Annotated in this window: 30 protein-coding genes; 12 read left to right on the top strand and 18 right to left on the bottom strand. The window is 64.6% G+C overall.

The genetic code is table 11. The annotated features are described in order from the left end of the window. Positions 1-30: 30 nt before the first annotated feature. The 4 genes from ACP150_RS09600 to ACP150_RS09585 form a co-directional block, all read right to left on the bottom strand. Positions 31-273 (bottom strand): exodeoxyribonuclease VII small subunit, encoded by a 243-nt coding sequence (locus ACP150_RS09600; RefSeq protein ID WP_424966386.1) that lies wholly within the window; start codon positions 271-273, stop codon positions 31-33. Beyond that, positions 270-1205, bottom strand: coding sequence for a histone deacetylase family protein (locus ACP150_RS09595; RefSeq protein ID WP_424966385.1), 936 nt, complete (start codon positions 1203-1205; stop codon positions 270-272). Before ACP150_RS09595 ends, ACP150_RS09600 begins: the two co-directional genes overlap by 4 nt. A 393-nt stretch (positions 1206-1598) precedes the next feature. Beyond that, positions 1599-2312, bottom strand: a complete 714-nt coding sequence (locus tag ACP150_RS09590) for a response regulator (RefSeq protein ID WP_424966384.1) — start codon at positions 2310-2312, stop codon at positions 1599-1601. After that, entirely contained in the window at positions 2312-2818 is a 507-nt protein-coding gene (locus tag ACP150_RS09585; RefSeq protein ID WP_424966383.1) for a MarR family winged helix-turn-helix transcriptional regulator, read from the bottom strand. The genes ACP150_RS09590 and ACP150_RS09585 overlap by 1 nt, the downstream gene beginning before the upstream one ends. Before the next feature lie 160 nt (positions 2819-2978). On the opposite strand from ACP150_RS09585, the gene ACP150_RS09580 reads away from it, so the two are divergent. Together ACP150_RS09580 and ACP150_RS09575 are read left to right on the top strand one after the other, a co-directional pair. Continuing rightward, on the top strand, positions 2979-3848 hold the full coding sequence (locus ACP150_RS09580; protein ID WP_424966382.1) for a branched-chain amino acid aminotransferase: 870 nt from the start codon (positions 2979-2981) through the stop codon (positions 3846-3848). Positions 3849-3946: 98 nt separating this feature from the next. Continuing rightward, on the top strand, positions 3947-4111 hold the full coding sequence (locus tag ACP150_RS09575) for a hypothetical protein (protein ID WP_424966381.1): 165 nt from the start codon (positions 3947-3949) through the stop codon (positions 4109-4111). Between the two features lie 7 nt (positions 4112-4118). Here ACP150_RS09575 and ACP150_RS09570 read toward each other — a convergent pair whose 3' ends face one another. Continuing rightward, complete coding sequence (locus ACP150_RS09570) at positions 4119-5240, bottom strand: HupE/UreJ family protein (RefSeq protein WP_424966379.1); 1122 nt, start codon at positions 5238-5240, stop codon at positions 4119-4121. 76 nt (positions 5241-5316) lie between these two features. On the opposite strand from ACP150_RS09570, the gene ACP150_RS09565 reads away from it, so the two are divergent. Further along, positions 5317-6102, top strand: a complete 786-nt coding sequence (locus tag ACP150_RS09565; protein ID WP_424966377.1) for a DUF4198 domain-containing protein — start codon at positions 5317-5319, stop codon at positions 6100-6102. Positions 6103-6108: 6 nt separating this feature from the next. Here the strand turns inward: ACP150_RS09565 and ACP150_RS09560 are convergent, their stop codons facing one another. Both ACP150_RS09560 and ACP150_RS09555 read right to left on the bottom strand, forming a co-directional pair. Next, positions 6109-7023, bottom strand: coding sequence for a DMT family transporter (locus tag ACP150_RS09560; RefSeq protein ID WP_424966376.1), 915 nt, complete (start codon positions 7021-7023; stop codon positions 6109-6111). Positions 7024-7125: 102 nt separating this feature from the next. Continuing rightward, positions 7126-7281, bottom strand: a complete 156-nt coding sequence (locus ACP150_RS09555) for a hypothetical protein (protein WP_424966375.1) — start codon at positions 7279-7281, stop codon at positions 7126-7128. Between the two features lie 277 nt (positions 7282-7558). Here ACP150_RS09555 and ACP150_RS09550 point away from each other — a divergent pair, with 277 nt between their 5' ends. Both ACP150_RS09550 and ACP150_RS09545 read left to right on the top strand, forming a co-directional pair. Next, entirely contained in the window at positions 7559-7987 is a 429-nt protein-coding gene (locus ACP150_RS09550; RefSeq protein ID WP_424966374.1) for a hypothetical protein, read from the top strand. A gap of 65 nt (positions 7988-8052) precedes the next feature. Next, complete coding sequence (locus tag ACP150_RS09545) at positions 8053-8481, top strand: NUDIX hydrolase (RefSeq protein ID WP_424966373.1); 429 nt, start codon at positions 8053-8055, stop codon at positions 8479-8481. A gap of 340 nt (positions 8482-8821) precedes the next feature. Here ACP150_RS09545 and queG read toward each other — a convergent pair whose 3' ends face one another. The 5 genes from queG to rlmN form a co-directional block, all read right to left on the bottom strand. Continuing rightward, entirely contained in the window at positions 8822-9853 is a 1032-nt protein-coding gene (gene queG, locus ACP150_RS09540) for a tRNA epoxyqueuosine(34) reductase QueG (protein ID WP_424966372.1), read from the bottom strand. After that, positions 9850-10515, bottom strand: a complete 666-nt coding sequence (locus tag ACP150_RS09535; RefSeq protein ID WP_424966371.1) for a glutathione S-transferase family protein — start codon at positions 10513-10515, stop codon at positions 9850-9852. Before ACP150_RS09535 ends, queG begins: the two co-directional genes overlap by 4 nt. Before the next feature lie 51 nt (positions 10516-10566). Beyond that, a complete protein-coding gene (mtgA, locus tag ACP150_RS09530) occupies positions 10567-11319 on the bottom strand; it encodes a monofunctional biosynthetic peptidoglycan transglycosylase (protein ID WP_424966370.1) in 753 nt (250 codons plus the stop codon). A 79-nt stretch (positions 11320-11398) separates the two neighbouring features. After that, positions 11399-12202: a patatin-like phospholipase family protein gene (locus ACP150_RS09525; RefSeq protein WP_424966369.1), complete on the bottom strand. Its 804-nt coding sequence runs from the start codon at positions 12200-12202 to the stop codon at positions 11399-11401. A 6-nt stretch (positions 12203-12208) separates the two neighbouring features. Next, positions 12209-13408: a 23S rRNA (adenine(2503)-C(2))-methyltransferase RlmN gene (gene rlmN / locus ACP150_RS09520; RefSeq protein WP_424966368.1), complete on the bottom strand. Its 1200-nt coding sequence runs from the start codon at positions 13406-13408 to the stop codon at positions 12209-12211. A gap of 288 nt (positions 13409-13696) precedes the next feature. Between rlmN and ACP150_RS09515 the strand changes: the two genes are divergently transcribed. Next, entirely contained in the window at positions 13697-14362 is a 666-nt protein-coding gene (locus tag ACP150_RS09515) for a hypothetical protein (RefSeq protein WP_424966367.1), read from the top strand. 310 nt (positions 14363-14672) lie between these two features. Here ACP150_RS09515 and ACP150_RS09510 read toward each other — a convergent pair whose 3' ends face one another. Further along, positions 14673-15206: an invasion associated locus B family protein gene (locus ACP150_RS09510; RefSeq protein ID WP_424966366.1), complete on the bottom strand. Its 534-nt coding sequence runs from the start codon at positions 15204-15206 to the stop codon at positions 14673-14675. 178 nt (positions 15207-15384) lie between these two features. On the opposite strand from ACP150_RS09510, the gene ACP150_RS09505 reads away from it, so the two are divergent. Beyond that, entirely contained in the window at positions 15385-16416 is a 1032-nt protein-coding gene (locus ACP150_RS09505; RefSeq protein WP_424966365.1) for an asparaginase, read from the top strand. Positions 16417-16503: 87 nt separating this feature from the next. Then, positions 16504-16794, top strand: coding sequence for a hypothetical protein (locus tag ACP150_RS09500; RefSeq protein ID WP_424966364.1), 291 nt, complete (start codon positions 16504-16506; stop codon positions 16792-16794). A gap of 28 nt (positions 16795-16822) precedes the next feature. On the opposite strand, the gene serB is transcribed toward ACP150_RS09500, so the two are convergent. Together serB and ACP150_RS09490 are read right to left on the bottom strand one after the other, a co-directional pair. Next, the gene (gene serB, locus ACP150_RS09495; protein ID WP_424966363.1) at positions 16823-17710 is read right to left on the bottom strand and encodes a phosphoserine phosphatase SerB; all 888 of its coding nucleotides are present in this window, start codon (positions 17708-17710) and stop codon (positions 16823-16825) included. A gap of 62 nt (positions 17711-17772) precedes the next feature. Then, positions 17773-19053: a DUF2330 domain-containing protein gene (locus ACP150_RS09490; protein WP_424966362.1), complete on the bottom strand. Its 1281-nt coding sequence runs from the start codon at positions 19051-19053 to the stop codon at positions 17773-17775. Between the two features lie 147 nt (positions 19054-19200). On the opposite strand from ACP150_RS09490, the gene ACP150_RS09485 reads away from it, so the two are divergent. The 4 genes from ACP150_RS09485 (at position 19201) to ACP150_RS09470 (ending at position 23901) form a co-directional block, all read left to right on the top strand. Next, a complete protein-coding gene (locus tag ACP150_RS09485) occupies positions 19201-20064 on the top strand; it encodes an AraC family transcriptional regulator (RefSeq protein ID WP_424966361.1) in 864 nt (287 codons plus the stop codon). Between the two features lie 174 nt (positions 20065-20238). Further along, positions 20239-21393 carry a phosphoserine transaminase gene (locus ACP150_RS09480; RefSeq protein WP_424966360.1) on the top strand — a complete coding sequence of 385 codons (1155 nt, stop codon included), beginning with the start codon at positions 20239-20241 and terminating at the stop codon, positions 21391-21393. Between the two features lie 108 nt (positions 21394-21501). Beyond that, a complete protein-coding gene (serA, locus tag ACP150_RS09475; RefSeq protein ID WP_424966359.1) occupies positions 21502-23097 on the top strand; it encodes a phosphoglycerate dehydrogenase in 1596 nt (531 codons plus the stop codon). 69 nt (positions 23098-23166) lie between these two features. Continuing rightward, positions 23167-23901, top strand: coding sequence for a metallophosphoesterase family protein (locus ACP150_RS09470; protein ID WP_424966358.1), 735 nt, complete (start codon positions 23167-23169; stop codon positions 23899-23901). Between the two features lies 1 nt (position 23902). Here the strand turns inward: ACP150_RS09470 and ACP150_RS09465 are convergent, their stop codons facing one another. The 3 genes from ACP150_RS09465 to ACP150_RS09455 are packed head-to-tail and all read right to left on the bottom strand — an operon-like array spanning position 23903 to position 25844. Then, positions 23903-24088 (bottom strand): DUF2783 domain-containing protein, encoded by a 186-nt coding sequence (locus ACP150_RS09465; protein ID WP_424966357.1) that lies wholly within the window; start codon positions 24086-24088, stop codon positions 23903-23905. Continuing rightward, positions 24088-25638, bottom strand: a complete 1551-nt coding sequence (locus tag ACP150_RS09460) for an FAD-dependent oxidoreductase (protein ID WP_424966356.1) — start codon at positions 25636-25638, stop codon at positions 24088-24090. Before ACP150_RS09460 ends, ACP150_RS09465 begins: the two co-directional genes overlap by 1 nt. Next, a complete protein-coding gene (locus ACP150_RS09455) occupies positions 25638-25844 on the bottom strand; it encodes a hypothetical protein (RefSeq protein ID WP_424966355.1) in 207 nt (68 codons plus the stop codon). The genes ACP150_RS09460 and ACP150_RS09455 overlap by 1 nt, the downstream gene beginning before the upstream one ends. Between the last annotated feature and the right edge of the window lie 43 nt (positions 25845-25887).

Raw genomic sequence — 25887 nt, 5'->3', positions numbered from 1 at the left:
GGCGAATCCCGTCTTCGTCGTCAGCAAGGGTCAGAGTCCTTCGGCGGCCTTCAGCCCTTTGGGCTGGCCTTCGGCATCGAGGGTGATCTGGGCGACCTTCTCCTCGGCTTCCTTCAGCTTGGCCTCGCAGCGCGCCTTCAGAGCCGCGCCGCGTTCATAGAGCTTGATCGATTCCTCGAGCGGGACATTGCCCCGTTCCAGATCGCCCACGACCTTCTCCAGCTCGGCCATGGCGGCCTCGAAACTCATCTCGGCTACGGGGGTGTCGGTCATCGGGCATGCTCCATCAGGGTCGTGACATGGGCGGCGACGCTGGCCCCCAAGGCGGGCAGATCATAGCCGCCTTCGAGCGTGGACACCACGCGCCCATCGCAGAATTCATCGGCAATCTCGCAGAGACGCGCGGTGACCCAGGCGAAATCCTCTTCGACGAGGGCCATCTGGGCGAGCGGATCCGCACGGTGCGCGTCAAAGCCCGCCGAGATCAAGATGAGCTCAGGGCGGAAGTTCTCGAGCGCGGGGAACACCTCGGCCTCGTAATGCCGCCGGAAGGAGGGCCCGGCCGTGTCAGGCGGAAAGGGCAGGTTGAAGATATTGCCGTGGGCGCCGGTCTCATGGCGCGCGCCAGAGCCGGGATAGAGCGGCATCTGGTGGGATGAGATGAAGAGCGCGCGCGCCTCATCCCAGAGCAGATCCTGAGTGCCGTTGCCATGATGGACATCGAAATCCACCAGCGCCACCCGGGACAGACCATGATGGTCCAGCGCCCGTTTCGCCGCGATGGCGATATTGCCAAAGAGGCAGAATCCCATGGCGGTGTCGGTCTCTGCGTGGTGACCCGGCGGGCGACAGGCCACAAAGGCGTTGCGTGCCGCGCCTGCCATGACCGCGTCCAGCGCGGCACAGATCCCACCCACCCCGCGCAGGGCCGCATTCCAGGAGCCCGAGACCACATGGGTGTCGCCATCCAGCGAGACGTAGCCGTCCTCCGGAATCGCCGCCCGTACCCAGTCGATATAGGATTGTGGGTGACAGCGCAGAACCTCTGAGAGATCGCCGAGCGGCGCGGCATGACGCTCCAGCGCGTCGAACGCGGGTGTATCCAGGGCTTCGGCAATGGCAACGAGGCGGGCGACCTGCTCCGGGTGACCCGGCGGGGTCACGTGAGAGAGGCAATCGGAATGGGTATAGACACGGGTCGGCATGCCACAGGGCTAGAGGAACAGCTTCTCGGAGACAAGGCGCAGGGGCGGGTGGCGGGGTCGACATGTCGACCCCGGAGGACGCGCCATGATCCCATCGGCGGTCGGATTTGGCAGGACGTTGCACAGAGGTGCGACCGCGCGGTCCTCATGAGGACCGCGCACGTTCTGAGGATGCACGAGGTGAAACTGCCGAGCGCGGAACACCACTCGACAGCTCCATGCGTTACTGGACACGCGCGCCGATGACCCCCCGGCCTCGAAACACACGTGCGACCCCTTTATCCGCATGGCGGTGAACAACCGCACCCACTCTGTACCTCACACAGCTCGGGTAAAGCACAGCGCGACCAGCGGCGCATTTAACTATGACATAGCACCCTGCGACAGGGCGGCTCAGTCCACCGATAGCATATAGCCTGCCCCGCGCACGGTTTGCAGGAAGCGCGGCTGCTTGGGATCGGTCTCGATCTTGCGGCGCAGACGGGTGATCTGCACATCCACCGCGCGCTCTTGCGCCTGTCCTCCGTCGCGTCCGCTGCCGCGCCCCAGATCATCGACCAGCTTCGACCGGCTCAAGGCCTCGCCCGGACAGGTGGCAAAGATCCGCATTAGCGCGCTCTCGGTGGCGGTCAGCCGCACAGGCTCATCGCCGCGCCACATCTCGCCCCGCTCCACATCGTAGCGCACGGGTCCGAGATTCAGCACCTTGGGACGGGAGGCAGGCTCATCCGCCTTGGGCACCCGCCGCAGCACCGCGTTGATGCGCAGCAACAGCTCCTTGGGCTCAAACGGCTTGGCGATATAGTCATCGGCCCCGGCCTCGAGCCCCTCGATCCGATCCGATGCCTCGCCCTTTGCGGTCAGAAGCAGGATCGGCGTCTCGTTCGTCTCGCGCAGGGACTTGGTCAGGGCGATCCCATCCTCGCCGGGCATCATCACGTCGAGCACGATCAGATCGAAATCGAGCCCGCCCAGCAAGCGCCGCGCCTGGGCCGCATCCTTGGCCGCCGAGACCCAGAATCCATTGCGCATCAAAAACTTCTGCAACAGCGTGCGAATACGCTCATCGTCATCCACGATCAGCAGATGGGCATCTTCATCCTGCATCAAGGACCCTCCTTGAGCGCATTGAACAACGCCCGGCTGTCCGCGTCCATCATTTGTTCGAGCACGCGGCGGAACCCGGCAACGGCCTCGGGCCCGGCCTCGCGGAAGGCGGCCCGCATACGCGCCCGCTGCGCCTCTGACAGCTCTCGCTCCAACGCCGCCCCCGCCGCGGTCAGATGCAGATGTCGCTCGCGCTTGTCCCGCGTACCCACACGGCTTTCGACCAGCCCATCCTCGATCAGGCTGCGCAGCACCCGGTTCAGGCTCTGCTTAGTGACCCCAAGGATATCCAGCAGGTTGTTCACCGTGGTCCCAGGTGCGCGATTGATGAAATGGACCGCCCGGTGATGGGCACGCCCATAGCCATGCTCCAGCAAGATTCGGTCCGGGTCCGCCGTGAACCCGCGATAGGCGAAGAACATCGCCTCGATCCCCTTGCGAAGCTGCTCATCCGTTAGAAACAGCAGGTTTTCGCCCTGCACGGCACGACTGCCGGTCTCGGCCATCTTGGCGTCTCCTCATTTCTTCGGGGTATTTTATGTCAGCCTTGTTGACTTTCCAAGAGCCGATTGGTATCGAATCGCAGCTTTGACGCAATATTGTGACCGGTTCGGCCCTATCTTGCGCAACTTTTGAAAATCCCACTGGGAGATGGAGGGGACGACCATGGCTGGAGCCTATAACGACCGGGACGGAACGATCTGGATGAACGGCAAACTGGTGCCGTGGCGGGACGCCAATGTCCACATCCTGAGCCATGCGATGCACTACGCCTCGAGCGTCTTCGAGGGCGAGCGCGCCTATAACGGCAAGATCTTCGAAAGCCGCAAGCATTCCGAACGGCTGCACTTTTCCGCCGGGGAACTGGATATAGAGATCCCTTATACCGTGGATGAGATCGAAGCGGCGAAATACGAGGTGATGAAGGCCAACAACCTCAGCGACGCATATGTGCGCGCTGTGGCTTGGCGTGGTGCGGGCGAAGACATGGGGGTCGCGTCGGCGCGCAACCCGGTCCAGCTCGCCATCGCCTGCTGGGAATGGGGCAGCTATTACGGCGACGCCAAGTTCAAGGGCGCCAAGCTCGACATCGCCAAGTGGAAGCGCCCCTCGCCGGAGACCATTCCGGTCCATGCCAAGGCGGCCGGTCTCTACATGATCTGCACCACCTCCAAGCACGCGGCCGAGGCCAAGGGCTGCTCGGATGCGCTCTTCATGGATTACCGGGGCTACGTGGCCGAGGCGACCGGCGCGAATATCTTCTTCGTGAAGGATGGCGAGGTGCATACGCCGGACCCCGACTGCTTCCTCAACGGGATCACGCGGCAGACCGTGATCGGGATGCTGAAGGATCGCCAGATCAAGGTGCATGAGCGCCATATCATGCCCGAAGAGCTCGAGAGCTTCGAGCAGTGCTGGCTGACCGGCACCGCCGCCGAGGTCACACCCGTGGGTCAGATCGGCACCTATAATTTCGAGGTCGGCGGCATCACCCGCGAGATCGCCGAAAGCTACGAAACCCTCGTGCGCAGCTGATCGCCAGCGCCGGCAAGACAGAAAGGGCCGTCCATCGGGGCGGCCCTTTTGCGTGGAAACGCTCTCGTCCTTGCGGATCTCTGTGCTAGGCTCGGGGCATGGATCCCGTTGCCCTTGCCTTTTACGCCGCCATTTGCGCCCTGTTGAGCCTCTTTGCCCCGCAACTCGGGGGGCGCATGACCCGCCTCGCTGTCGGGGCGGGCGTGGGCGTGGTGGCCGCCGCGCTGCTGCCGATCTTGCGGACCACGCTGCTCGGCGGCTGAGCGCGCGTCAGAAGAACACCCGCTCCACTGCCCAATAAGCCCCGACAAAGGCGATGGCCGCCGAGACCGGGATGGCGATCACGCGGCGGTACCACTCCTTCTTGCCGAAGGGCAGCCCGATCAGCACGAAGGCGAGCGCGATCACCGCCAGCTGGCCCAGTTCGACCCCGACATTAAACCCGATCAAGCTGGTCACGAATTGCCCCGGATTGAGCCCGACATCGCCCAACACGCTGGCAAAGCCGAGCCCGTGCAGCAGGCCAAAGGCAAAGACCACCGCCGTCCTGCGCCACCCGATGGTGCCACCGATGATGTTCTCGACCGCCACATAGACGATGGATGCCGCGATCAGCGGCTCCACGATCGAACCGGGCAGGCTCACGATCCCGAGCGTTGCCATGGCGAGCGTGACCGTATGGGCCAGCGTGAAGGCGGTGACCTGAATCAGCAGCGGCTTCAGCGCCAGGCTGAAGAAGAACAACCCCAAGACAAAGAGGATATGGTCGAGCCCCTTGGGAATGATGTGCTCGAACCCGATGACCACGTAATTGGCGAAAGCCGCCCCGATGGACTGGGACGCTACGCCGTCCCGTGGCAGCGGATCGCTGAGCGCGCCACCGGTGAGATAGGCGGAATAGCCGTCGCCCCCGGCCTCGGCTGCCTGCCGCACAACCAGCGGGCCGTTCGCCGCGTCCCAGCCCAGGGTCAGCGGTGCAGCCCCCTCGGGCAGGACGATCTCGGCGGTGACCAGTGTATCGCGTGGCAACTCGATCGCGGCCTCGCCAGAGACCCTGACAGTCCCCAGCTCCCAATCGAGCCGCGTGCCATCGACCTCGGCGATCAGCCCCTGCGAGACCTCGGGCCAGGCGGCGCGAAACGTCTCGGCCATCTCTTCGGGCGATAGCGCGCGCAGGGCGTCATAGGCGGCGGCCTCCGGCGCGTCATCGGTATTCTCAAGCGCGCTGACATCAATCCCCGCAACAAGTGTCTCGGCAGTGAGCTGGATCGAGACCTGGGCCCGGTCCAGGCCAACCTCCACATCCGCGACGGCAGGGCGGATCTCATGGGTCTGCCCCGCGGCGGTCCATAGCAGCGCGCACAGGGCCGTGATCGCCCAAAGCGCCCCCATTGACAGGCCGGGCCAACTGCGCGCCCTATGTTGCACTCTGCCCTGAAGGTTCTGGTCCATGCGCATTTATGCCCCCTTGCTCCTCGCTCTTACCCTTGCGCTGCCTGCGCGGTCCCATGAATTCTGGATCTCTCCCGACGCCTACCAAGTGCCGCCCGGAGGTCAGATCATTGCCGAGTTGCGGGTAGGAGAAAAGCTCAAAGGCGCAGGCTACCCCTATATTCCCGCGCGGACCGCACGGTTCGACATCCTGCAGGGGGACCAGCGGATCGACCCGGAGGCGCGGATGGGGGATCGGCCCGCCCTGACCCGCGAGATGCCCGCGCCGGGGCTGGCCATCGTGGTCCATGAAACGGCGGACAATGTGCTGAAATACACCGATTGGAAGAAGTTCGTCGCCTTCACCGATCACAAGGATTTCGCCTGGGCGCAGGCAGACCACCGGACCCGCGGCTTGCCCGAGACCGGGTTCCGCGAAACCTATCGCCGCTATGGCAAGGCGCTGGTCGCCGTGGGTGACGGGAGCGGGGCGGATCGCCCTGTCGGGCTCGAGACCGAGATCGTGGCACTGGCGAACCCCTACACCGACGATCTGGAGGCGGGCCTGCCGGTGCAGGTGCTCTATCGCGGCGCACCTCGCCGCGACGTTCAGGTGGAGCTTTTCGGCCGCGGGCCCGATGGCAAAGTCGCCGTCAGCCTCCACCGCACGGATGATGCGGGACAGGTCGTTCTGCCAATGGCGCCAGAGACGGAATACCTGGTGGATTCGGTGATCATCGAGCCGCTCGAACCCGCCGAAGAGGGGGACCCGGTGTGGCACACGCTCTGGGCCTCGCTGACTTTTCAGACGCCCGCGCGCTAGCCCGGATCAGTCGGGGCGCATGGGGCGGGCCTTGCCCCGCGCCAGAGCCAGCTGCCGCTCGCGCCAGATGATCGCCACGCCCGATGCCATGACCAGCAGCGCCCCCGCCAGCATCGGCACGGTCGGCACCTCGGCAAAGATGAAATACCCGACGACCAAGGCCAGCAACATCGACGCGTAATCGAACGGCGCGACCACCGAGGCCGGCGCATAGCGATAGGCGGATGTCAGCATGATCTGCCCCGCCCCGCCACACAGCCCCGCCGCAATCAGCAGCGCTGCGACAGTCGGGCTCGGCCAGACCCACCCGAACGGCACGGTCAGCAGGGACAGGCTCGTCGAGGTGATGGTGAAGTAGAACACGATGGCGCTGGTGGTTTCGGTCGCCACCATCTTGCGGATAAAGACATGGGCCAAGGCGGCAAGCCCCGCCGAGAGCAGGCAGAAGATCGCGCCCAGCGCCGCCGTATCAGCCCGCAGGTCAGCCACCCCGCCCAGACGCGGCCAGAGCACGACCACCACCCCCAGAAGCCCGACCAGCACGGCCGTGGTCCGAAAGAGCCGGATCCGCTCGCCCAGCATCAGCGCGGCCAGCACTACCACGAAAATCGGCGAGGCAAAGCGCAAGGCCGTGACCTCAGGCAGGGGCAGGAGCCCCAGCCCCGCAAACCCGAAAGCCATGGCGCTCGTGCCCACGAGCCCACGCCAGACATGGGAGATCGGATGCTTCGCCTTCAGCCCCGTGCGCAGCTCCCCGCGCAGGGCCAGCCAGCCAAACAGGACCGGAAAGGCGAAGAAAGAGCGGAAGAACACGGCCTGCCCCGGTGGCACGGCCTCAGCCGTGGCTTTGACCAGAGAGGCCATGACCATGAAGGCGGTCACAGCGCCCAGTTTGAACAGAATTCCGCGGATCGGGGACATTCCCAGTGCGGTATCCGATTTTCAGGGGCTTGGCCAGTTCAGGGCCCAATCCTTGCCGCGCACCCCCGCAGCGCCGCTCCGCGCGCGGGGGTGGGCAGGGCTTTAGGCCTCGATGCCCCGTTCGATCCGAAGATAGGCCCGCATGGCGGTGGGCACGCGCTTGGCGCGCCGATACACCGCCTTGGTGTTGCGATTGGGCCGGGACTGACGTTCGAGAGCCAGAAAACGGCGCAGCCGGTTGGCGGGTGGTTTGGTCATGAAATCCTCCTCCAAAAGCTTCATGGGGCTCCGACACTAGCACAAACTCCCCCGATCACCTATCGCGCCCGGGGACCCGAGGCGGCAATCTGTTTAGAATGCAACCTAATCCGCCCGACACGAACCGCAGCAAGGGCTTAAAAACGCCCGGTTTTCTCAAGTGGGCGAGCCCTCGCTCGAATTTTGGGAAAAATTGACTCGATCCGGCTGCGAAAACTTAAGCCTTCCTCAAACACGATCAACGACTCTGGCATCACAAGCACCCGGAGAACCGCGCGTGGATACAACTCGTCGCTATACCCTTTTGACCGCGATCATCCTGTTTGCTGCCTTGCCAGCAACCAGCGCCTATCTGGCCTATGAGTTTACGCAGAACCCGGCCCTGCGCCCCCTGGGGATCACCAAGGAGAAACTGGCCCTCGCCAAGGAGCAGACGAATTCCGTCTCGATCCTCGTTGACGTGGATTGGGGGGAGGACCTGCCGGAACAGGCCAGCCAGGACGAAATGCGCGCCCTGATCTCGGGTGCCCTGTCCAGCCAGACCGATGACTACGTCTTCCGGTTCAACTCCGTTCCCGGGGATGAGGTCGATATACGCTTCCGGGTCGGGGCCAACCGCTACGGACCCTTTGCCCCCGAGGAGATGGTGCGCGGCATCATGCTTTCGCTGATTGCATTGGAAGTGACGCAGAAAGCCCGACAGTAGCCCCGCAAGGCTCTGGGCTGTGCGATGCCCTTTCCCTCCGCCGCCCGGTTTGCCAAACAGGCGTCATGACACCCAATCCGACACTGGCCGCCCTCGCCGTGGTGCTGCGCGGCGACGAGGTCCTGCTGGTTCAGCGGCGCAATCCACCGGATGCCGGGCTCTGGGGCTTTCCCGGCGGCCATGTGGAGCTTGGGGAAACCGCGCTTGAGGCTGCAGTCCGGGAACTGGCCGAGGAAACCCGGGTCACGGCAACCGCGGATCGGTACCTGACCAATGTCGATGTGATCACCCGGTGTCCGGAGGGGACGGTGGCGTTTCATTTCCTTCTGGCGGCGGTGCTTTGCACCTATGTCAGCGGAACGCCCCAGGCCGATGATGATGCCCGCGATGCGGCCTGGTGGCCCGTATCCGACATTCTTGCGGGCCACCTGCCCTGCAGTGATCGGGTGGCACTGGTGCTGCGCCACGCGCTTGCGCCCGGACACCCTGAGTAACCGATCCCGCGGACTGAGCGCCGTTGACCGCTCGTCTCCGGATACCTCTGGCATCGACGCGCAAGACGATCTCCGAAGCCCTTGGCGCATTGACGGTTCGGTCGAGCAAGAGCGGCGCGCCACAGCAAACTGACTTGGAGATCCCGGCACGCCTCTATCACTCAAGACAAGGATTGCGCACGGCGAGGGGCCTGTCGGCCGGCAGCCTCCTGTTAGAAGACATGCCATCCGCCAAAATGCTGCTGATCATGAAGTCCGGCTGCGTGGCGAGTGCCGCCAAGCATGACTGTCCCGGCCAGTCTTGCAAAACTGCCCTCAGCCCAGGCGCAGCCAACGCGCCTCAGGTCAGTCGCGCCACCGCCCAGCGCGCCGCATCGGCCACGGTCGGATCCGCGTCTTCGCACAGGCCCTGGGCCACGCCGCGCAGGCGCGGATCGCCCGAATTGCCCAGCGCATAGCACACATTCCGGACAAAGCGGCCTCGCCCGATCCGCTTGATGGGCGAGCCGGAGAATCGCGCCCGGAACGCGGCGTCGGCCAGAACGGCGAGCTCGGCCAGCGCCGGACCGGTCAGGTCCGGACGCGCGTGGTACTTCGCCTCGCGCGCCTCGACCGCGAACTTGTTCCACGGGCACACCGCAAGACAATCGTCGCAGCCATAGATCCGATTGCCGAGCCCCTCGCGCAACCCGACGTCCACGGGTCCCTTATGCTCGATGGTCAGGTAGGAGATGCAGCGCCGCGCATCGAGCTGAAACGGGGCCGGGAAGGCCTGCGTCGGACAGATGTCGAGACAGGCGGTGCAGGACCCGCAATGATCCCGCTCGGCCGCGTCCCGGGGCAAATCGAGCGTGGTGAAGAGCGCCCCGAGAAACACCCAATTGCCGAAGTCGCGGCTCAGCAGGTTCGTATGCTTGCCCTGCCAGCCGAGCCCCGCCGCCTGTGCCAGCGGTTTCTCCATCACCGGCGCGGTGTCGACAAAGACCTTGATCTCGCCCCCGGCCTCGGCCAGCAGCCAGCGCCCGAGGGCCTTGAGCTTTTTCTTGAGCACATCGTGATAGTCGCGGTGGCGCGCATACACGCTGATCGCCCCCCGATCGCGATGATCCAACGCGTCGAGCGGATTGTCCTCGGGCGTATAGCTCTCGGCCAGCATCACCACCGAGCGGGCCTCGGGCCATAGCGCGGCGGGGTTGCCCCGCCAATGCATCCGTTCGGCCATCCAGCCCATCTGGCCCTGCCGTCCTGCCTCGACAAAGGCGGTCAGCCGACCGGCAGCCTCGGGGATCGCATCCGGCGCGCAGATCCCGCTGGCCGCAAAGCCGAGCCGGGCCGCCTCGGCCTTGAGCGCGGCCGCAAGCGTCTCGTTCAAAAATCGAGATCCGCGTAATGGGGCGGCTGGATGAACCCGGGGATCTGGTCCGCGAGGATCGAGCGGAAGGCCGGGCGCGACTTGATCTTGGCGTACCAGTCCTTCACGGCGGCGTTCCGGTTCCAATCCACATCGCGGATATAATCGAGGCAGGACAGCTGCGCAGCGGCAGTGAAATCGGCGATGGTCATCACGTCGCCCGCGAGCCAGCGGCGCTGCTCCAGCAGCCAGCCCATATAGTCGATATGGTACTTGATCTTCTGGGCGCCCATCTTGACGTTCTTGCTGTCGGGATAGCCGGCCCCGGTGATCTTCTTGTTCACCCGCTCATAGAGCAGGTTGCGCGTCACCTCGTTGTGGAACTTGTCGTCGAACCACATGGAGAGCCGCCGTGCCTCGTAGCGCTCCTGGGGTGTTCCGGGCAAAAGCGACGGGGTCGGATGCATTTCTTCGAGAAACTCGACGATCGCGTGGCTCTCGGTCAGGAAGGTCCCGCCCATCTTGAGCACCGGCACCTTGCCCGCCGGATTGCGGCGCAGGAAATCCGCAGAAGGCTCCCAGTATTTCTCGTCCACCAGCTCGACCTCGACCTTCTTCTCGGCCAGCACGAGGCGGACCTTGCGGCAGAAGGGGGATAGCGGAACGTGGTAGAGACGATTCATGGGCGCAGCTCGATCCTGTTTGGTCCTTTGTGCCTTGGGGCGCGGATGGCTTCAATCCTCGAAACAGGCCGCACGCCCGTCCCGGCGGATTGTCTCTGCCCCGTCGGCCACCCGTGCGGCCCGCCGTTGGAGCGTCGCCGTCGGGCGCACCGCCGAGCGGGCCTTGGGGTTGGGCAGCACGACGGCGAGTGCGGCGGACTGCGCGCGGCTGAGATCCGAGGCGGGCACCCCGAAATACCAGGGCGCTGCCGCGCCTGCCCCGAAAACACCCTCATCGAACTCGGCAATGTTGAGATACACCTCGAGGATCCGCTCCTTGGACCAGAGCGCCTCCATCACCGGGGTCATCAGCGCCTCGAGCGCCTTGCGCGGCCAGGAGCGGCCATGCCAGAGGAAAGCGTTCTTGACCACCTGCTGCGACAGGGTCGAGGCCCCGCGGGTCCCGCCGGCCTCGATCGCGGCCCGGATCGCCGCCATGTCGAACCCCCAATGGGCACAGAAATTCGCATCCTCCGCCGCCACGACAGAGCGGGCAAGCTCAGGCGCGATCTGGTCCAGCGGAACCCAGGTTTGGCGAACCTCGCCCAGCCGGGCCGCCTCGGCGCGCATATAGGGCGTGGTCGGCGGATCAATCCAGCGATAGGCCGCGATCCAGATCACAAGAAGCAGCGAAACCCCCAGCACAGCCCACCCGAACCAGCGCAACGCACGCCGGAGTGTCCCGCCAAGGGACAGACGGGCCCCCCCCTCCCCGAAGGTGGAGGATTTGCGCGATGTCTTGGCCGGGGTCTTTTTCGCCGCCATGCTCTGCTCTTAAACCTGCTCGTCTCTGGTGAAACCGGGCGCACCCTGCCCTGTCAACCCGCGGGGCGGCTCTGGCGCGTCACACGCGGGCGAAATAGGCGTCCAGCGCCCGTTTTGTGGCCTCGGCGGCGGGGGCTGCGGCTTCGAGGATCTCTTCGGCCTGCCAGATGTCAAAGACGCCATAAGCACGGGAATCCGGGCGGATCAGCGCATCCGGTGGCGAGGACTCGAGCCGGGTTTCCAGCATGGCCTGGATCATGATCCGCATGGAGCCTGCCACCGCCTCCAGCGGTCCGGGCGGATCGCGTTCCATGCTGTCGGGCTCGGTGGCGACATCCACGGCCAGCTTGAAACTGTCCGGAGGCAAGAGATCATAGGGCAGGTTATTGGTGAAACCGCCATCCACAAAGGTCCGCTCGCCGATCTTGACCGGCGCAAAGGCGCCCGGGATCGCAATGGAGGCGGCCAGGGCCTCCCGGACAGGTCCGGTTTTAAACACCACGGGTTCGCGCGCCCGGTAGTCGGTGGCCACGATATGCAGAGGGCAGATCATCTCCTCGAACTGTTCGGGGAAATCATCGGGCAGCATGGTGGACACCGCCGCCTGCGCCGCCACGGGCTGCAAGAGCTTCAGGCCTTTGGAGAGATGGGTCCGCCAATAGGTCACCGCCGCCTCGAAAGGGCTATCGATCAGGTCCAGGATATGATGCCGGATCTCGACCCCCGCCATGCCGGAGGCATAGGCCGCCCCCATCAGCGCCCCCATGGAGGTCCCGGCAATCGCGCAGGGCATAACGCCCAGCTCGTCCAAAGTCTCGAGTACGATCACATGCCCGATCCCGGCGGCCCCGCCACCGCTCAACGCAAGAGACAGCTCCGCCATCCTGTGTCAGCCCAGCCCGGTTTCGGCCGCAATCTGGGCGCGGGACTTGCGCGCGCGCTCGGTCGCGGATTTGAGCTGCCCGCAGGCGGCCATGATGTCCTCGCCACGGGGGGTGCGGATCGGGCTCGCATAGCCCGCTTTGTAGATGATGTCCGCAAAGGCCCGGATGCGGTTGTTCGAGGACCGCTCATAGGGCGCGCCGGGCCATTCGTTAAAGGGGATCAAGTTGATCTTGGCCGGGATCCCCTTGATCAGCTCGACCAGTCGCCGCGCATCCTCGTCGCTGTCATTCACCCCTTTGAGCATCACGTATTCAAAGGTGATCCGCTCGGAATTGCTGGCCTTGGGATAGGCCTTCAGCGCCTCGAGCAGTTCTGCGATGTTCCAACGCTTGTTGATCGGCACCAGCTTGTCGCGCACGTCGTCGGTGGTGGCGTGGAAGGACACGGCCAGCATGCAGCCGATCTCATCGGCGGTGCGGGCGATCTCGGGCACCACGCCGGAGGTGCTCAGCGTGATCCGGCGGCGGCTGAGGCTGATGCCTTCGGGGTCCATCGCGATCTTCATCGCGTCGCGCACGGCCTCGAAGTTATAGAGCGGCTCGCCCATGCCCATCAGCACGATGTTGGACAGTAGCCGGGTCTCGTTCTTGGGGTTGCGTCCGGGCTCCGGCCATTCACCCAGGTCATCCCGCGCCACCATGATCTGGCCGACGATCTCTCCCGCCGTCAGGTTGCGCACCAGCTTTTGCGTCCCCGTATGGCAGAAGGAGCAGGTCAGCGTGCACCCCACCTGCGACGAAACGCAGAGCGTGCCGCGATCTTCTTCGGGGATGTAGACGACCTCGACCTCATGGCCCCCGGCGATCCGCACGAGGTATTTCCGGGTCCCGTCGCTCGAGACGTGGCGCGACACCACCTCGGGGACGGCAACGGTAAAGTGCTCGGCCAGCAACGCACGATAGGGCTTGGAGAGGTTGGTCATATCCGCGAAATCGCGCACGCCCCGTTCATAGATCCAGGCCCAGACCTGGTTGACCCGCATCTTAACCTGTTTCTCAGGCGTACCGGCGGAGCGCAGGGCCTCGGCCAGCTCGGGGCGGGTCAGGCCGACCAGATTGCGCGGCCCGCCCTCGGCCAGCTTGCGCGGCAGGGTCAGGACGTCTTGCGTGATCGGGGCCTGCGGGCTGGGGTCGCTGGCGGTCATGGGCGTGCTCCGGTGTGGGATAGAGCCATATATAGCGCGATTCGCGGGGGCGGAAGAGGCTGTGTCCTTCGGCACCGCAACAGAACACGCTGCAACGCGGTATTGTGGAAACAAAACCGATCTGCCGTGACGTCACACACCCAATTCAATGAGAACGGCGCTGATTATGCTCCATCAATTCCTGTCGCGTTAACCATCTGTGAACTTGTTCATAGAGTTTTAGACGATTTTTTCGTTAATCGGAGGCACGGAACGCGGGCCTGTAACCCGCACTAGGAGCCTGAGTACATGTACAAGACATTAACGATCGCTGCCGCTCTCACCTTCTCTGCTGTTGCTGCAAATGCAGCAATTCTGGACTTCGAGACCGGCTTTTCTGGCGACGAAACCCCTATTGTCGGCAACGAGTTTGTCGGCGGTTTCGACGTGACCTTCTCCAGCCCCAACGGCCTGAACATCGTCGAAGTTGGTGGCAACACCGACGGTTTCGTCCCGAACGACACGCCGAACCCGCCCGACGCGTTTGGTGACTACTTCCTGACGTCCGATTTCGGCACGGTCACCTCGCTGACCATCAACTACGGAACCGCAGTGGCCGCAGCGTCCTTCGACGTGGCTGACATTGACGGCAGCGGCAATGACCTCGAGGTCTTCACCTTCATCGCGCGCGATATGGGTGGCAACGTCCTCGACACGCAGGTTGTGGATGGCAACGACCCCCTCGCGGGCGACGCAGCCGTGACCCGCATCGGGTTCAGCGGCCTCGCAGGCCTGATCTCCGAGATCGAAATCAGCGGCACGACAGCTGGTGGCACTCGCTTCATCGGCATCGCGTTCGACAACTTCGACACCATGGCCGACACCACGTCGCCGATCCCGCTGCCCGCTGGCGCACCGCTGGCCCTGCTGGGTCTCGGCGCTCTGGGCGCGCTGCGCGCACGCCGCAAGGCCTGATCCAGACCGGATCCTACACAGTTCGAGAAAGGGCCGCCCCGCGGCCCTTTTTTGCGTTTTGCCCTTACTGCGCCGAGGGCTTCCGGGGAAACAGGTAAAGAGGTGGCATGTCCACCCGAGAGCCCGAGGACATCACCCCACTGGTGGATCCGATGTCTCGATGGCGGCACTCCTGCGGTGCGCCCCCAAGACCTTGCAATTGACGCTGGCGGTGACGCCTATCTCACGAGCCAGACCGCAAGTCTGTTCGACGAGGACATGGTGCCGGTCGCGAAGGCCCTGCGCCCGCAGAGCCAGATCCGTCTGACGCCTAGCTGGCGCAGCGGCGCTCGGCCTCTTCCAGAGCGGCGGTAAAGCCCAGCAGACTGAACGTGTCTTTCGTGGTCGTGCCGGACCGCTGGGACACCCCTGTGACAACAGCCTGTGCGCCGCGCTTCATGGCCGTGATCACTTTCGCGTCATCCTCGGCCGAGGCAGGCCATGCATTGCCACCCTCGGTGAAAAACTCGAAGGTCGACTCGCCGATCTCCACCGTCACGGTCGAGCCCTCGCGGAAATCATAGCCGCCTTTGAAGGACACTTCGCCCGTCACGCTCTCTGAGGGGCGATAGGCCACGAACATCAGGATGTCGCCGCGATTGACCGCCACGGGGCGCCCGTCGCGGGTGTTCACGGTCTCTTTCGGGATCGAGACGCTCCAGCATTCCGTTGGATTGTCTTCAACAAAGACATTCCAGTCGGTTTTCACGGCCACCCGGTTGTCGGACACCTCCTGCGCCAGCGCCGGTGTCATCACCACGCTCAAAAGCGCCGCCAATGCGCCGCCCGCAATCGCCCGTCTCATACCTGTAGCCTCTACCCGCATACCCAACTTCACGACCCCTGTCCTGACATGGCAAATTCGCTGGCCCCTTCGCGGAGCGTCTGACACATCTTATACGTAACGTTATCTAACCAGACCCCAAGGGCAATCAAAGACCCTGCGTCATTGGTTTGAGCAAAACTTTGCCGGAGGATATGCCATGACTGCATCAGGGATGGAAGGGGTCCGCCTTGTAGAGCTGTGGCGCGGCGAAATCCTGGAGTCGCTTCATTGCGGGCATGTGGTGATCTGTGGACCCGATGGAGAGATCGAAGAGTCCTGGGGCAATCCCGATCAGGTGATTCTTCCGCGGTCGTCGGCCAAGATGCTGCAGGCCCTGCCATTGGTTGAAAGTGGCGCTGCGGCCCGGGCAGGGCTGGGCCCGCAGCATCTGGCACTGGCCTGCGCCTCCCATGAAGGGACTGCGCGCCATGCGGGGCTGGTTTCTGACTGGCTCGCGGATCAGGGCATGGGCCCGGGGGACCTGCTCTGCGGCGCGCAATCACCGTGGGACCGGGCGGAGCGGAACAGGATGATCTGCGCAGAGGCCGCTCTGAGCCCGTTGCACAACAATTGTTCGGGCAAGCATGCGGGCTTTCTCACCCTGTCACGGGATCTCGGGGCCGGGGCGGATTACATCGACATGGCCCACCCAGTGCAGGCGGCGGCGCTGGCTGCCCATGAGGAGGTCACGGGCGAGACCAGCCCGGGCTATGGCATCGATGGCTGTGCCGCGCCGAACCATGCCACCACGCTCCACGGTCTGGCACGCGCCATGTCGCGCTACGCGACGGCTGGCGGTCGCGCCGATGCCCGGTCCCGCGCGCAAGCGGCCCTGACCGAGGCCATGATGGCGCATTCGGATCTGGTCGCCGGCGAAGGGCGCCCTTGTACCGAGCTGATGCGCGCAACTACCGAGCCTGTAGCGATCAAGTTCGGCGCGGATGGTGTCTTCATCGCAATTCTGCCCGCGCAGGGCCGGGGCGTCGCGATCAAGATCAGCGATGGTGCCACGCGAGGCGTGGATTGCGTGATTGCGGCGGTGCTAGTGCGGCTCGGCGTGCTGGATCCGGCCCATCCTTCGGCGCAACGGTTCCTTACGGGACCGATCCGGAACCGGCGCGGCGATGCGGTTGCGCGCCTCGCCCCCGTGCGCGACCTGATCGGTGCCGCGAATTTTACCAAGATTTAGGAAAACTGCGGCAGGATCAGGGGTGACGGGATCTGCCCCCGGTCTATCTGCTCGGATCATCACCCAATCGTGTTGGAAGGCGCACCCATGCCTCGGATTTTTGCTGCCCTGATCTGCCTGACCCTGCTTGGCCATGCGGGCCCCGCCTCTGCCGGGGACGGGCCGCTTTTGCAGATCCTCAGCTGGACCGAGGAGGCCTGGGAACGGCTGCGCTCTCTTGACGAGGCCCCCGAACGGGTGGACCGGCGGATGCAAACCCCCACGGTGCCCTTTGCGGTGACCAAAGACGGGGCTGTGGTGCGGGCCCAGATTGCGCAATCCAACCTGCGCATCCCCGACGAATCGGGCCCGGAGGTCCGCACGGCGCTGGAATTCTGATCGGGAGCGTGTCGCGGCGCGCGCCGGCTCAGCCCTGCGGCGGGGTGACGAACTCGGACTTGGCATATCCCTGCAGGTAGAGCAGCGCGGAGAGGTCTCCGTGATTGATGCGTCGATCGCATTCCGCGGCCACGACCGGCTTGGCATGCAGCGCAACGCCCGCCCCGGCCCGCCCCAGCATGCCCAGATCATTGGCCCCATCGCCCACGGCCATCACCTCCGCCTCGGAAATCCCGAGCTTGGCGGTGATCTCTTCGAGCGCGGTGACCTTGGCCGCCCGCCCGAGGATCGGATCGATGACCTTGCCGGTCAGCGCGCCCTCGGCGATCTCAAGGCTGTTCGCGCGGTTCTCGTCAAAGCCCAGCCGCCCGGCAATCCGCGCGGTAAAGGCCGTGAAGCCCCCCGACACCAGCGCCGCATAGGCCCCGGCCGCCTTCATCGTCGCGAGGAGTTCCGGCCCACCGGGCATCAGGGTGATCCGGTTGGCAATGACCTGATCGATCACCCCCGCATCCAGCCCCTCGAGCAAGCCGACCCGCTCGCGCAGCGCCCCCTCGAAATCCAACTCGCCATTCATCGCGCGCGCGGTGATCTCGGCCACGCGGGGGCCAACCCCGGCTTCGGCGGCCAGCTCGTCGATGCATTCCTGCTGGATCATGGTGCTGTCCATGTCGGCCAGCAGCATTTTCTTTCGCCGCCCCGCCTCTGGCTGAACCACGAGATCGACCTTCTGCGTCTGCAGATCGGCCCAAACCTCCCACAGGTTCTCCGGCTGTGCCTCCAACGGGAACTCCGCCGCCTCGCCCTCGGACAGCCAGCGCGCATCGCCTCCGCCCCAGGCGTTGCGCAGCGAGGTGACCATGGCCTCGTCGAGGCAGGGCGCAGCGGGATTGGTCAGAAGCGTGGTGATATACATGGGCGCGGGTCCTTTGGCAGCTCGCCGCGCTTTACCCCAGCCGCCCGCCCGAGACCAGCGCCCTAGCGATAGGCCGCAGGCACGGACCGCCCGATATTGCGACTGACAAGTCCGGGGTCCCAGCCGGTCATCTCGACGGTTGTCTTGGCTTCCTCTGCCAACCGCTCCCTGGTTGCGGCGATATACGTCTCGGCAGCCTCACATTGCATCGGCCCGTCAAACGGGTGACGGATCACATAGCGTCCCTGGAAATTGTCGCGATTCTTCGTGGTTTTGAACATGATGTCCCGGGGCATCTGCTCCTTGGTGTAGCGCGCCCGGTAGCGGGTGACATAGACCCCCTCCCCCGGAGCGTCGGAAGGCTCAAGCCAGCGCGCCCCGAGGATCCGCAGATCCTCATTGGGTACCGGATCATCCGCGCAAGGGTCACACCACCCCATGTCCCAACCATATTCCAGAACAAGCCCGCCACGGTCGCCTACGGCTTTCTGGAACACACTCGTGTAGAAAAGTGGAAACATCTGCTCGATGAAGGCCGGGACGTCGACATTGGTTGGCAACTCGGTGGCCGTGTAATTCGCCACCTCCACCCGGCCCGAGCTTGTGAGCATGTAGAACACCGCCGTTTGCGGCGCCTCGGCATTGAGCTTGCCAAGCTGGATCGGAAGCATGAAATCCCGCGAGCGGAACCGGATTTGCAGCGGCTGAAGCTCCTGCGCGGCCCCCGCGTCATGGCGCGCCAGGTTCACCTTCGCGACGAAAAACTTCATCCCCGCACCGATGTAATCACCCAGAACAGGGGTCGCGCCATCCGGCAGTTTGTAGCCCTCCTGCGTGAGATAGGTGACCAGCCCATCCGAGCGCTTGGCCGACAGGATCTCGATATCGTAGCTGCCCACCGCATAGGAGGCCTCGACCGTCACGCCCAGCGCGCGCGGCCCGCTCTTTGGCTGCACAGCGGGCGTTTGACCGCCGTCGCTGGTGATGACCGGCATTGCCATCACAGGCTCCACCACATCGAATAAGCACGGGTCATCATCAAAATACTCCACCAGCCGCGGCGCGGTGTAGCGGTCGAGATGGGCGATGATCTCTGGGTCCACGGTGCGGATATCGTCCCGTTCCAGCACCGACGGCGTTGGAACCACCAGCGCGAACTCGGAAGCCGGCCCCTGGTAATCCGAGGACATGGTGATCGTCGAAAAGACACCGTTGCGCGTGTAGACCACCTTGGAGGTTTCGTTCAGGAGCCGACCGTCGCTGCGCGCGACGTAGAATCCGCAAAAGGCCTGAGCCAGACCCGGCAGGCAGAGCAATACCAAAACCATAAGAACCCTGCGCATGGGCGCCTCCCAACTCAAAACCGATGGGTCAGCCTAGGACTTGCGCAGCGCCGCTGTCACCTGCGCGTTTCCGCCCGGGGCAAGTCAGCAAGATTTGTGCAGTCGACCCATGTCATGCAGAGATCGGACCTGACCAAGAGGGGCTCCATGACTGCCAGCTACGAAGACCGCATGCTCCGCGTGCTCGACTATATCCACGACAACCCGCGGGGGGATCTGTCCCTCGACGCGCTTGCAGATGTGGCCGCCATGTCGCGGTTTCATTGGCACCGGGTGTTTCACGGCATGACCGGCGAGACCGCCGCGCAGGCCGTGCGTCGCATCCGGCTCCATCGTGCCGCGTGTTGGCTGGTGCAGACCGAGCAGAGCGTCGCCGAGATCGCGGCTCAGGCGGGGTATGACACCCCGCAGAGCTTCTCGCGCGCATTCCGGGACGGCTTTGGCATGACCCCGACCCGGTTCAGGTCTCGCGGTGATCTCACCGCGCCTCTACTGAAACCGGACAAAGGATCCAGACCCATGTTTCCCGTACAGATCGAAACCCTGCCTGCCATGCGCCTTGCAGTGCTGCCCCATACCGGCGCCTATATGGAGGTCGGCCGGGTCTTCGAGCAGGTGTCGACCCTCGCCACCTCCCGCAACCTTTGGCCCCATGCCACAGGGATGCTGGGCCTCTATTATGACGACCCCAACGCGGTGCCCGCCGCCGAGTTGCGCAGCCATGCGGGTCTGTCCCTCGGGCCGGATGCCGAGATTGCATCCCCGCTCGAAGAGATCTCCCTGCCCAGCCGGAGCTACGGCGTGCTGACCTTCAAGGGGCCCTATGCAGGATTGCGGGCGGCCTATGACCACCTCTATGGGACGTGGCTGCCGAGCTCGGGGCGCGAACCTGCGCATCAACCGGCTTTGGAGATCTATCTCAACGCACCGCAGGACACCGCGCCCGATAACCTGTTGACCAAGGTTTGTGTTCCGCTCAAAGCCGAGACCCGCGCCAAAGAGCCCGCATAGCAGGCTATCTGACCGGGGGCGGGTTTCGGATCGGAAACCCGTCCCCGACGGCTTGCGGCGAATGCGACAGAAAAGCCGCATTTTACGACTTGCCGGATATCCGTCCTGCCGCTTATACGCGGCGGCGGGACACCCTTCCCCAACGAAGGGCAGATATCTGGAAGGATACCAGCAATGGCTATCGAAGCTCCGGCCACGCGGCCGGCCAACCCGCGTTTTTCCTCTGGCCCCTGTGCCAAACCCCCCACCTGGACACTGGATGCACTTGCCGACGCCGCCTTGGGCCGCTCGCACCGTGCCGCCATCGGCAAGGACAAGCTGAAGGCCGCGATCGAGACCACCCGTGAGGTTCTGGGGGTCCCCGCCGACTACAAGATCGGCATCGTGCCCGCCTCCGACACCGGGGCCTATGAAATGGCCATGTGGAGCCTCCTGGGTGAACGCCCGGTCGAGATGCTCGCATGGGAAAGCTTCGGCTCCGGCTGGGTCACCGATGCGGTGAAACAGCTCAAGCTCCACGCAGTGACCAAGACCGCCGAATATGGCGAGATCGTGGATTTCGCGCAGGTCGATTTCGACAAGGATGTCTGCTTCACCTGGAACGGCACGACCTCCGGGGTGCGCGTGCCGAATGGTGACGCGATCCCCGCGGACCGCGCGGGGCTGACCCTGTGCGACGCGACCTCCGCGGCTTTTGCCATGGACCTGCCCTGGGACAAGCTGGATGTGACGACCTTCTCCTGGCAGAAGGTGCTGGGCGGTGAGGCGGCCCATGGCATCCTGATCCTGAGCCCCCGCGCCGTCGCCCGGCTCGAGAGCTACACGCCCGCGTGGCCCCTGCCGAAAATCTTCCGCCTGACGAAGGGCGGCAAGCTGATCGACGGGATCTTCACCGGGGCGACGATCAACACGCCGTCGATGCTCTGCGTCGAGGACTACCTCTTCGCTCTGGACTGGGCGAAATCCGTCGGCGGGCTCAAGGGCCTGATCGCGCGGGCGGATGCGAATACCGCCGCCGTGACCGGGTTTGTCGAGGCCAATGACTGGATCGATTTCCTCGCCGTGGACCCGGCGACACGGTCGAACACCTCTGTCTGCCTGAAGTTCACCGACGAGCGGATCCTCGACGGCGCGAGCTTCGCCAAGGCCGTTGCCAAGCGGCTCGAGGCCGAAGGCATCGCACTCGATATCGGCGCCTATCGCGACGCCCCGGCGGGCCTGCGCATCTGGTGCGGCGGCACGGTGGAAACCTCGGATGTCGAGGCCATGCTGCCTTGGCTCGCATGGGCCTTCGAAGCTGAGATTGCCGCCCAGAAAGCCGCCGCCTGAGCGACGCGCGTCCGCCCGGTCGTGACAGCGACCGGGCCACCCATCCCTGAATTCCGGCCCGCCCCAACAGACAGGGCGCGTGGCCAGCACCGCATAAAGGAGCCCATCATGGCCCCCAAAGTACTCGTCTCCGACAAGCTCTCGGAAACCGCCGTCCAGATCTTCCGCGACCGTGGAATCGAGGTCGACTTCGAACCCGCCCTCGGCAAGGACAAGGACAAGCTCGCCGAAGTGATTGGCCAGTATGACGGCCTCGCCATCCGCTCGGCCACCAAGGTCACGGAAAAACTGCTGGAGAACGCCGATAACCTCAAAGTTGTTGGCCGCGCCGGGATCGGCACCGACAATGTAGACAAGGTCGCGGCCTCCAAGAAAGGTGTGATCGTCATGAACACGCCCTTCGGGAACATGATCACCACTGCCGAACACGCGATTGCGATGATGTTCGCCGTGGCCCGCCAGATCCCCGAGGCCTCGGCCTCGACCCATGCGGGCAAATGGGAGAAGTCGAAATTCATGGGGGTCGAGCTGACCGCCAAGACCCTGGGCGTGATCGGCGCGGGCAATATCGGCGGCATCGTGTGCGAGCGGGCCGTGGGCCTGAAAATGAAGGTCGTGGCCTATGACCCCTTCCTGAGCGAAGAGCGCGCCGCCAAGCTCGGCGTCGAGAAGGTCGAGCTGGACGAGCTGTTGACCCGCGCGGATTTCATCACGCTCCACGTGCCCTTCACCGAGCAGACCAAGAACATCCTGAGCCGCGAGGCACTGGAGAAAACCAAGAAAGGCGTGCGGATCATCAACTGCGCGCGTGGCGGTCTGGTCGACGAAGAGGCGCTCGCGGAGCTGCTGAAATCCGGCCATGTGGCCGGAGCGGCCTTCGACGTCTTCGCCCAGGAGCCTGCGACCGAGAACCCGCTTTTCAATCTGCCCAACGTGGTCTGCACGCCGCATCTGGGCGCATCGACCACCGAAGCGCAGGAGAACGTCGCCCTGCAGGTGGCCGAGCAGATGTCGAACTACCTGCTGAGCGGGGCTGTGGAAAACGCGCTGAACATGCCGTCGGTGACAGCCGAGGAAGCCAAGGTCATGGGACCCTGGGTCAAGCTCGCTGGTCATCTTGGCACCTTCGTGGGGCAACTCACCGAAGAGGCCATCCACAGCATCGAGATCACCTATAACGGCACCGTATCCAAGATGAACCTCGAGGCGCTGAACTGCGCCGCCGTGGCAGGGATCATGCAGGCCACGAACCCGGACGTGAACATGGTCTCTGCCCCCGTGATCGCCAAGGAGCGCGGCATTGGCATCTCGACCACCACGCAGGACAAATCCGGTGTGTTTGACGGTTACATCAAGCTGACGGTGAAGACGGCGGATCGCGAACGGTCCATCGCAGGCACGGTCTTCTCGGATGGCAAGCCGCGTTTCATCCAGATCAAGGGCATCAATATCGATGCCGAGATCGGCGAGCACATGCTCTATACGACCAACAAGGACGTCCCCGGCATCATCGGGACGCTGGGCATGACCATGGGCCAGAACAGCGTGAACATCGCGAACTTTACCCTTGGTCGCGACGAGACCAATGGCGACGCGATTGCGATGCTCTATCTCGATGCGCCCTGCCCGGCCAATGTGCTGGACAAGCTCACCGAGACCGGCCTCTTCCAGCAGGTCCGGCCCTTGCAATTCAACGTTGCCTGAGGTCGAAACGATCTGAAACAGTGACACGGCCCCGCTGATTTCGGCGGGGCCTTCTTTTTTGGATAGATCATGCGATTTTATGCGATTGGCGATATTCACGGCCATCTGGACCAGCTCATCGAGGCCCATCGGTTGATCGATGAGGACCGGGGCCGCGTCCGGGATCCGGACGCGGCGGTCGTGCATACGGGCGACCTCGTGGATCGTGGCCCCGACAGCAAGGGTGTTATCGATCATCTGATCGCCGGGCGCGCCCGCGGCGCGCCCTGGGCTGTGCTTCTGGGCAATCATGACCGCATGTTCCTGCGCTTCGTGCGGGACGGGGCGAGCCATGATCCGGCGATCAAATCCGGCAAGAGCTGGCTCCACCCGGCACTGGGAGGGGCGACCACACTCGCCTCTTACGGTGTCGCGGCCGAGGATGGAGACTTCGCCCCCGCGCGGGAGGCCGCCGCACGGGCCGTGCCCGCCGCGCATCTCGATTTCGTTGCGAGCCTGCCGCTCTGGATCGAAACCGAGATGCATATCTGCGTCCATGCGGGGATCCGGCCCGGCATCGCCCTGCAGCAGCAAACCGAGGAGGATCTCCTCTGGATCCGGGACGACTTCCTGCGCGAGACCGCGGATCACGGCAAGCTCGTGGTCCATGGTCATACGGCCCTGAAGATGCCGACCTTCTATGGAAACCGCCTGAACATCGATGCCGGCGCGGGCTATGGACGCCCCCTGTCCCCGGTCGTGGTCGAGGGGCGCAAAGCCTGGATGCTGACGGAAACGGGCCGGTTTCTGTTGCCGGCGCCCTAGATCAGGTCTTTGCGAGGGCCAGCGCCGCGCGTAATGCCTCCAGATCCCCCACATGGTTGGCGAGGATCAGAACGAGCCGCGCGTTCAGGGCATGGCTTTCGGCCTCCGACAACCCGCGATGGGCGTCGAGAAGCTCCGCGTAGAACGTGTCATGCTCCGGCAGGTTCGGGGTTGTTGTCAGCGGCATCAGCCCCCCTCCCAGACGGCTCGGATGGCATCAGCGATCTGCGTCGCGTCCCCCTCTGTCCAGCGTGCGGCGATGACCTGATCGGGACGGATGAGATAAAAGCCAGCCTTGGCTTCGCCGAGATAGCGCGCCTGAAGCTCCGGCGTGACCGGCAGGTTCAGCAACCGGCAATCGAGGCCGTCCGGCGGCGCCGCACCGATGGCGAGCAGAACAAGATCGCGCCCGAGCTCGGACAACAGCCACCCTTCGGCGATCGGCGCATCCGGGGCCACCGCGCCGGGGCACGTGCCCTCGGGCATGGATGGCGCATCGGGGCCCTTGGACGGATAGGTGCAAGGCCGCGACAGCCGCCCGGAGTTTACCCAGCCCCGCGCGAAGGCGGTCTGCCCGGCAAGATGCAGCACTTGATCGCGGAACATCCGTTCGACCCCGTCCCCGGGGGTCATGAACTTCGTGGCACGGGCGGAATTGGCGATGTTCTCATCCGCGCCGAAGCCACGCTCCCGATCATAGCTCGCAAGCAGGCTGTCCCCGGCCCGCCCTTCCAGCACCGCAGCCAGTTTCCAGCCGAGATTGTCCACATCCTGCAGCCCGCCATTGCCGCCGCGCGCGCCGAACGGGCTGACCACATGGGCGCTGTCCCCGACAAAGATCACCGGCCCATGGACGAACTCAGCCAGCCGCCGACATTGGAAGGTGTAGACACTGACCCAGTCGAGGCGGAAATCGTCATGGCCAACCACCTTGACGATGCGCGGAATGACGATCTCGGGCTGCATCTCATGCTCGGGATTGGCGTCCCAACCCAGTTGCAGGTCGATCCGGTATATGTTGTCCGGCTGCTTGTGCAGCAGCGCCGACTGGCCGGTGTGAAACTCGGGTTCGAACCAGAAATGCCGCTCGGGCGGGAAATCCGCATCCATCTCGATATCGGCAATCAGGAAGCGTTCCTCGAAGACCTCGCCTTCGAACTCCAGCCCGAGCATGCCGCGGATCGGGGAGCGTGCGCCATCGCAGGCCAGCACATAGGACGCTTCGAGCGCATAGGGGCCGTCCGGCGTCTCGATATCCAGGATCGCCCCCACAGCCCCGGGATCAACGCCCACGACCCTGTTCTTGAAGCGCAGATCGATCAACGGGATCTCTTGCGCGCGCTCCACGAGGAACTGTTCCACATAGTATTGCTGCAGGTTGATGAAGGCCGGCATCTTGTGGCCCGCCTCGGGCAAGAGGTCGAAATTGAACACCTCCTGATCGCGGTGAAAGGTGCGCCCGACCTGCCACGTGACCCCCTTGTCGAGCGCCTTCTCAGCAATGCCGAGCCGGTCGAAAATCTCAAGCGAGCGCTTGGACCAGCAGATCGCCCGACTGCCCACCGACACCACGTTGTTGTCGTCGAGCACGACCGAGGCGACCCCGTGCTCCGCCAGCTCGATTGCCATGGCAAGCCCGATTGGACCTGCGCCAACGATCACCACGGGCTTCTTCGCCTCCGGCGCCGTCAGCCCCGGCGGCGGCACATAGTCGAACGGTTGGTAGTCATAGGCCATCACGTCTCCTCCCGCGTTGCCCAAAGCCGTCGCGCCGCCCAGATCGCGGTGCCGCCAAAGAACGCGCTGGCGATCAGGACGACCTCAACCCAGGCGATTCCGCCAAATCCCCGCGTGGCCAATGCGACTCCCATCAAAGCCAGCCCCACCAGGCTGAAGCCGAGCCGGAACCACAGCTCGCCACGGGTCGGGCCGAATTTGCTCATCCGCGCGGGTCCCGGGCCGCCGAAGCGGCGGAGACGATTGCGA

Source organism: Dinoroseobacter sp. S375, assembly GCF_049800775.1.
GTDB lineage: Bacteria > Pseudomonadota > Alphaproteobacteria > Rhodobacterales > Rhodobacteraceae > Dinoroseobacter.
This window is presented reverse-complemented; position numbering and strand designations above follow the sequence as displayed.

Bases quoted from the DNA above. Each gene is read 5' to 3' on its own strand.
- ACP150_RS09600 (WP_424966386.1), bottom strand. From the start codon at position 273: ATGACCGACACCCCCGTAGCCGAGATGAGTTTCGAGGCCGCCATGGCC.
- ACP150_RS09595 (WP_424966385.1), bottom strand. From the start codon at position 1,205: ATGCCGACCCGTGTCTATACCCATTCCGATTGCCTCTCTCACGTGACC.
- ACP150_RS09590 (WP_424966384.1), bottom strand. From the start codon at position 2,312: ATGCAGGATGAAGATGCCCATCTGCTGATCGTGGATGACGATGAGCGT.
- ACP150_RS09585 (WP_424966383.1), bottom strand. From the start codon at position 2,818: ATGGCCGAGACCGGCAGTCGTGCCGTGCAGGGCGAAAACCTGCTGTTT.
- ACP150_RS09580 (WP_424966382.1), top strand. From the start codon at position 2,979: ATGGCTGGAGCCTATAACGACCGGGACGGAACGATCTGGATGAACGGC.
- ACP150_RS09575 (WP_424966381.1), top strand. From the start codon at position 3,947: ATGGATCCCGTTGCCCTTGCCTTTTACGCCGCCATTTGCGCCCTGTTG.
- ACP150_RS09570 (WP_424966379.1), bottom strand. From the start codon at position 5,240: ATGGGGGCGCTTTGGGCGATCACGGCCCTGTGCGCGCTGCTATGGACC.
- ACP150_RS09560 (WP_424966376.1), bottom strand. From the start codon at position 7,023: ATGTCCCCGATCCGCGGAATTCTGTTCAAACTGGGCGCTGTGACCGCC.
- ACP150_RS09555 (WP_424966375.1), bottom strand. From the start codon at position 7,281: ATGACCAAACCACCCGCCAACCGGCTGCGCCGTTTTCTGGCTCTCGAA.
- ACP150_RS09545 (WP_424966373.1), top strand. From the start codon at position 8,053: ATGACACCCAATCCGACACTGGCCGCCCTCGCCGTGGTGCTGCGCGGC.
- ACP150_RS09535 (WP_424966371.1), bottom strand. From the start codon at position 10,515: ATGAATCGTCTCTACCACGTTCCGCTATCCCCCTTCTGCCGCAAGGTC.
- mtgA (WP_424966370.1), bottom strand. From the start codon at position 11,319: ATGGCGGCGAAAAAGACCCCGGCCAAGACATCGCGCAAATCCTCCACC.
- ACP150_RS09525 (WP_424966369.1), bottom strand. From the start codon at position 12,202: ATGGCGGAGCTGTCTCTTGCGTTGAGCGGTGGCGGGGCCGCCGGGATC.
- rlmN (WP_424966368.1), bottom strand. From the start codon at position 13,408: ATGACCGCCAGCGACCCCAGCCCGCAGGCCCCGATCACGCAAGACGTC.
- ACP150_RS09515 (WP_424966367.1), top strand. From the start codon at position 13,697: ATGTACAAGACATTAACGATCGCTGCCGCTCTCACCTTCTCTGCTGTT.
- ACP150_RS09510 (WP_424966366.1), bottom strand. From the start codon at position 15,206: ATGAGACGGGCGATTGCGGGCGGCGCATTGGCGGCGCTTTTGAGCGTG.
- ACP150_RS09505 (WP_424966365.1), top strand. From the start codon at position 15,385: ATGACTGCATCAGGGATGGAAGGGGTCCGCCTTGTAGAGCTGTGGCGC.
- ACP150_RS09500 (WP_424966364.1), top strand. From the start codon at position 16,504: ATGCCTCGGATTTTTGCTGCCCTGATCTGCCTGACCCTGCTTGGCCAT.
- serB (WP_424966363.1), bottom strand. From the start codon at position 17,710: ATGTATATCACCACGCTTCTGACCAATCCCGCTGCGCCCTGCCTCGAC.
- ACP150_RS09490 (WP_424966362.1), bottom strand. From the start codon at position 19,053: ATGCGCAGGGTTCTTATGGTTTTGGTATTGCTCTGCCTGCCGGGTCTG.
- ACP150_RS09485 (WP_424966361.1), top strand. From the start codon at position 19,201: ATGACTGCCAGCTACGAAGACCGCATGCTCCGCGTGCTCGACTATATC.
- ACP150_RS09480 (WP_424966360.1), top strand. From the start codon at position 20,239: ATGGCTATCGAAGCTCCGGCCACGCGGCCGGCCAACCCGCGTTTTTCC.
- serA (WP_424966359.1), top strand. From the start codon at position 21,502: ATGGCCCCCAAAGTACTCGTCTCCGACAAGCTCTCGGAAACCGCCGTC.
- ACP150_RS09470 (WP_424966358.1), top strand. From the start codon at position 23,167: ATGCGATTTTATGCGATTGGCGATATTCACGGCCATCTGGACCAGCTC.
- ACP150_RS09465 (WP_424966357.1), bottom strand. From the start codon at position 24,088: ATGCCGCTGACAACAACCCCGAACCTGCCGGAGCATGACACGTTCTAC.
- ACP150_RS09460 (WP_424966356.1), bottom strand. From the start codon at position 25,638: ATGGCCTATGACTACCAACCGTTCGACTATGTGCCGCCGCCGGGGCTG.
- ACP150_RS09455 (WP_424966355.1), bottom strand. From the start codon at position 25,844: ATGAGCAAATTCGGCCCGACCCGTGGCGAGCTGTGGTTCCGGCTCGGC.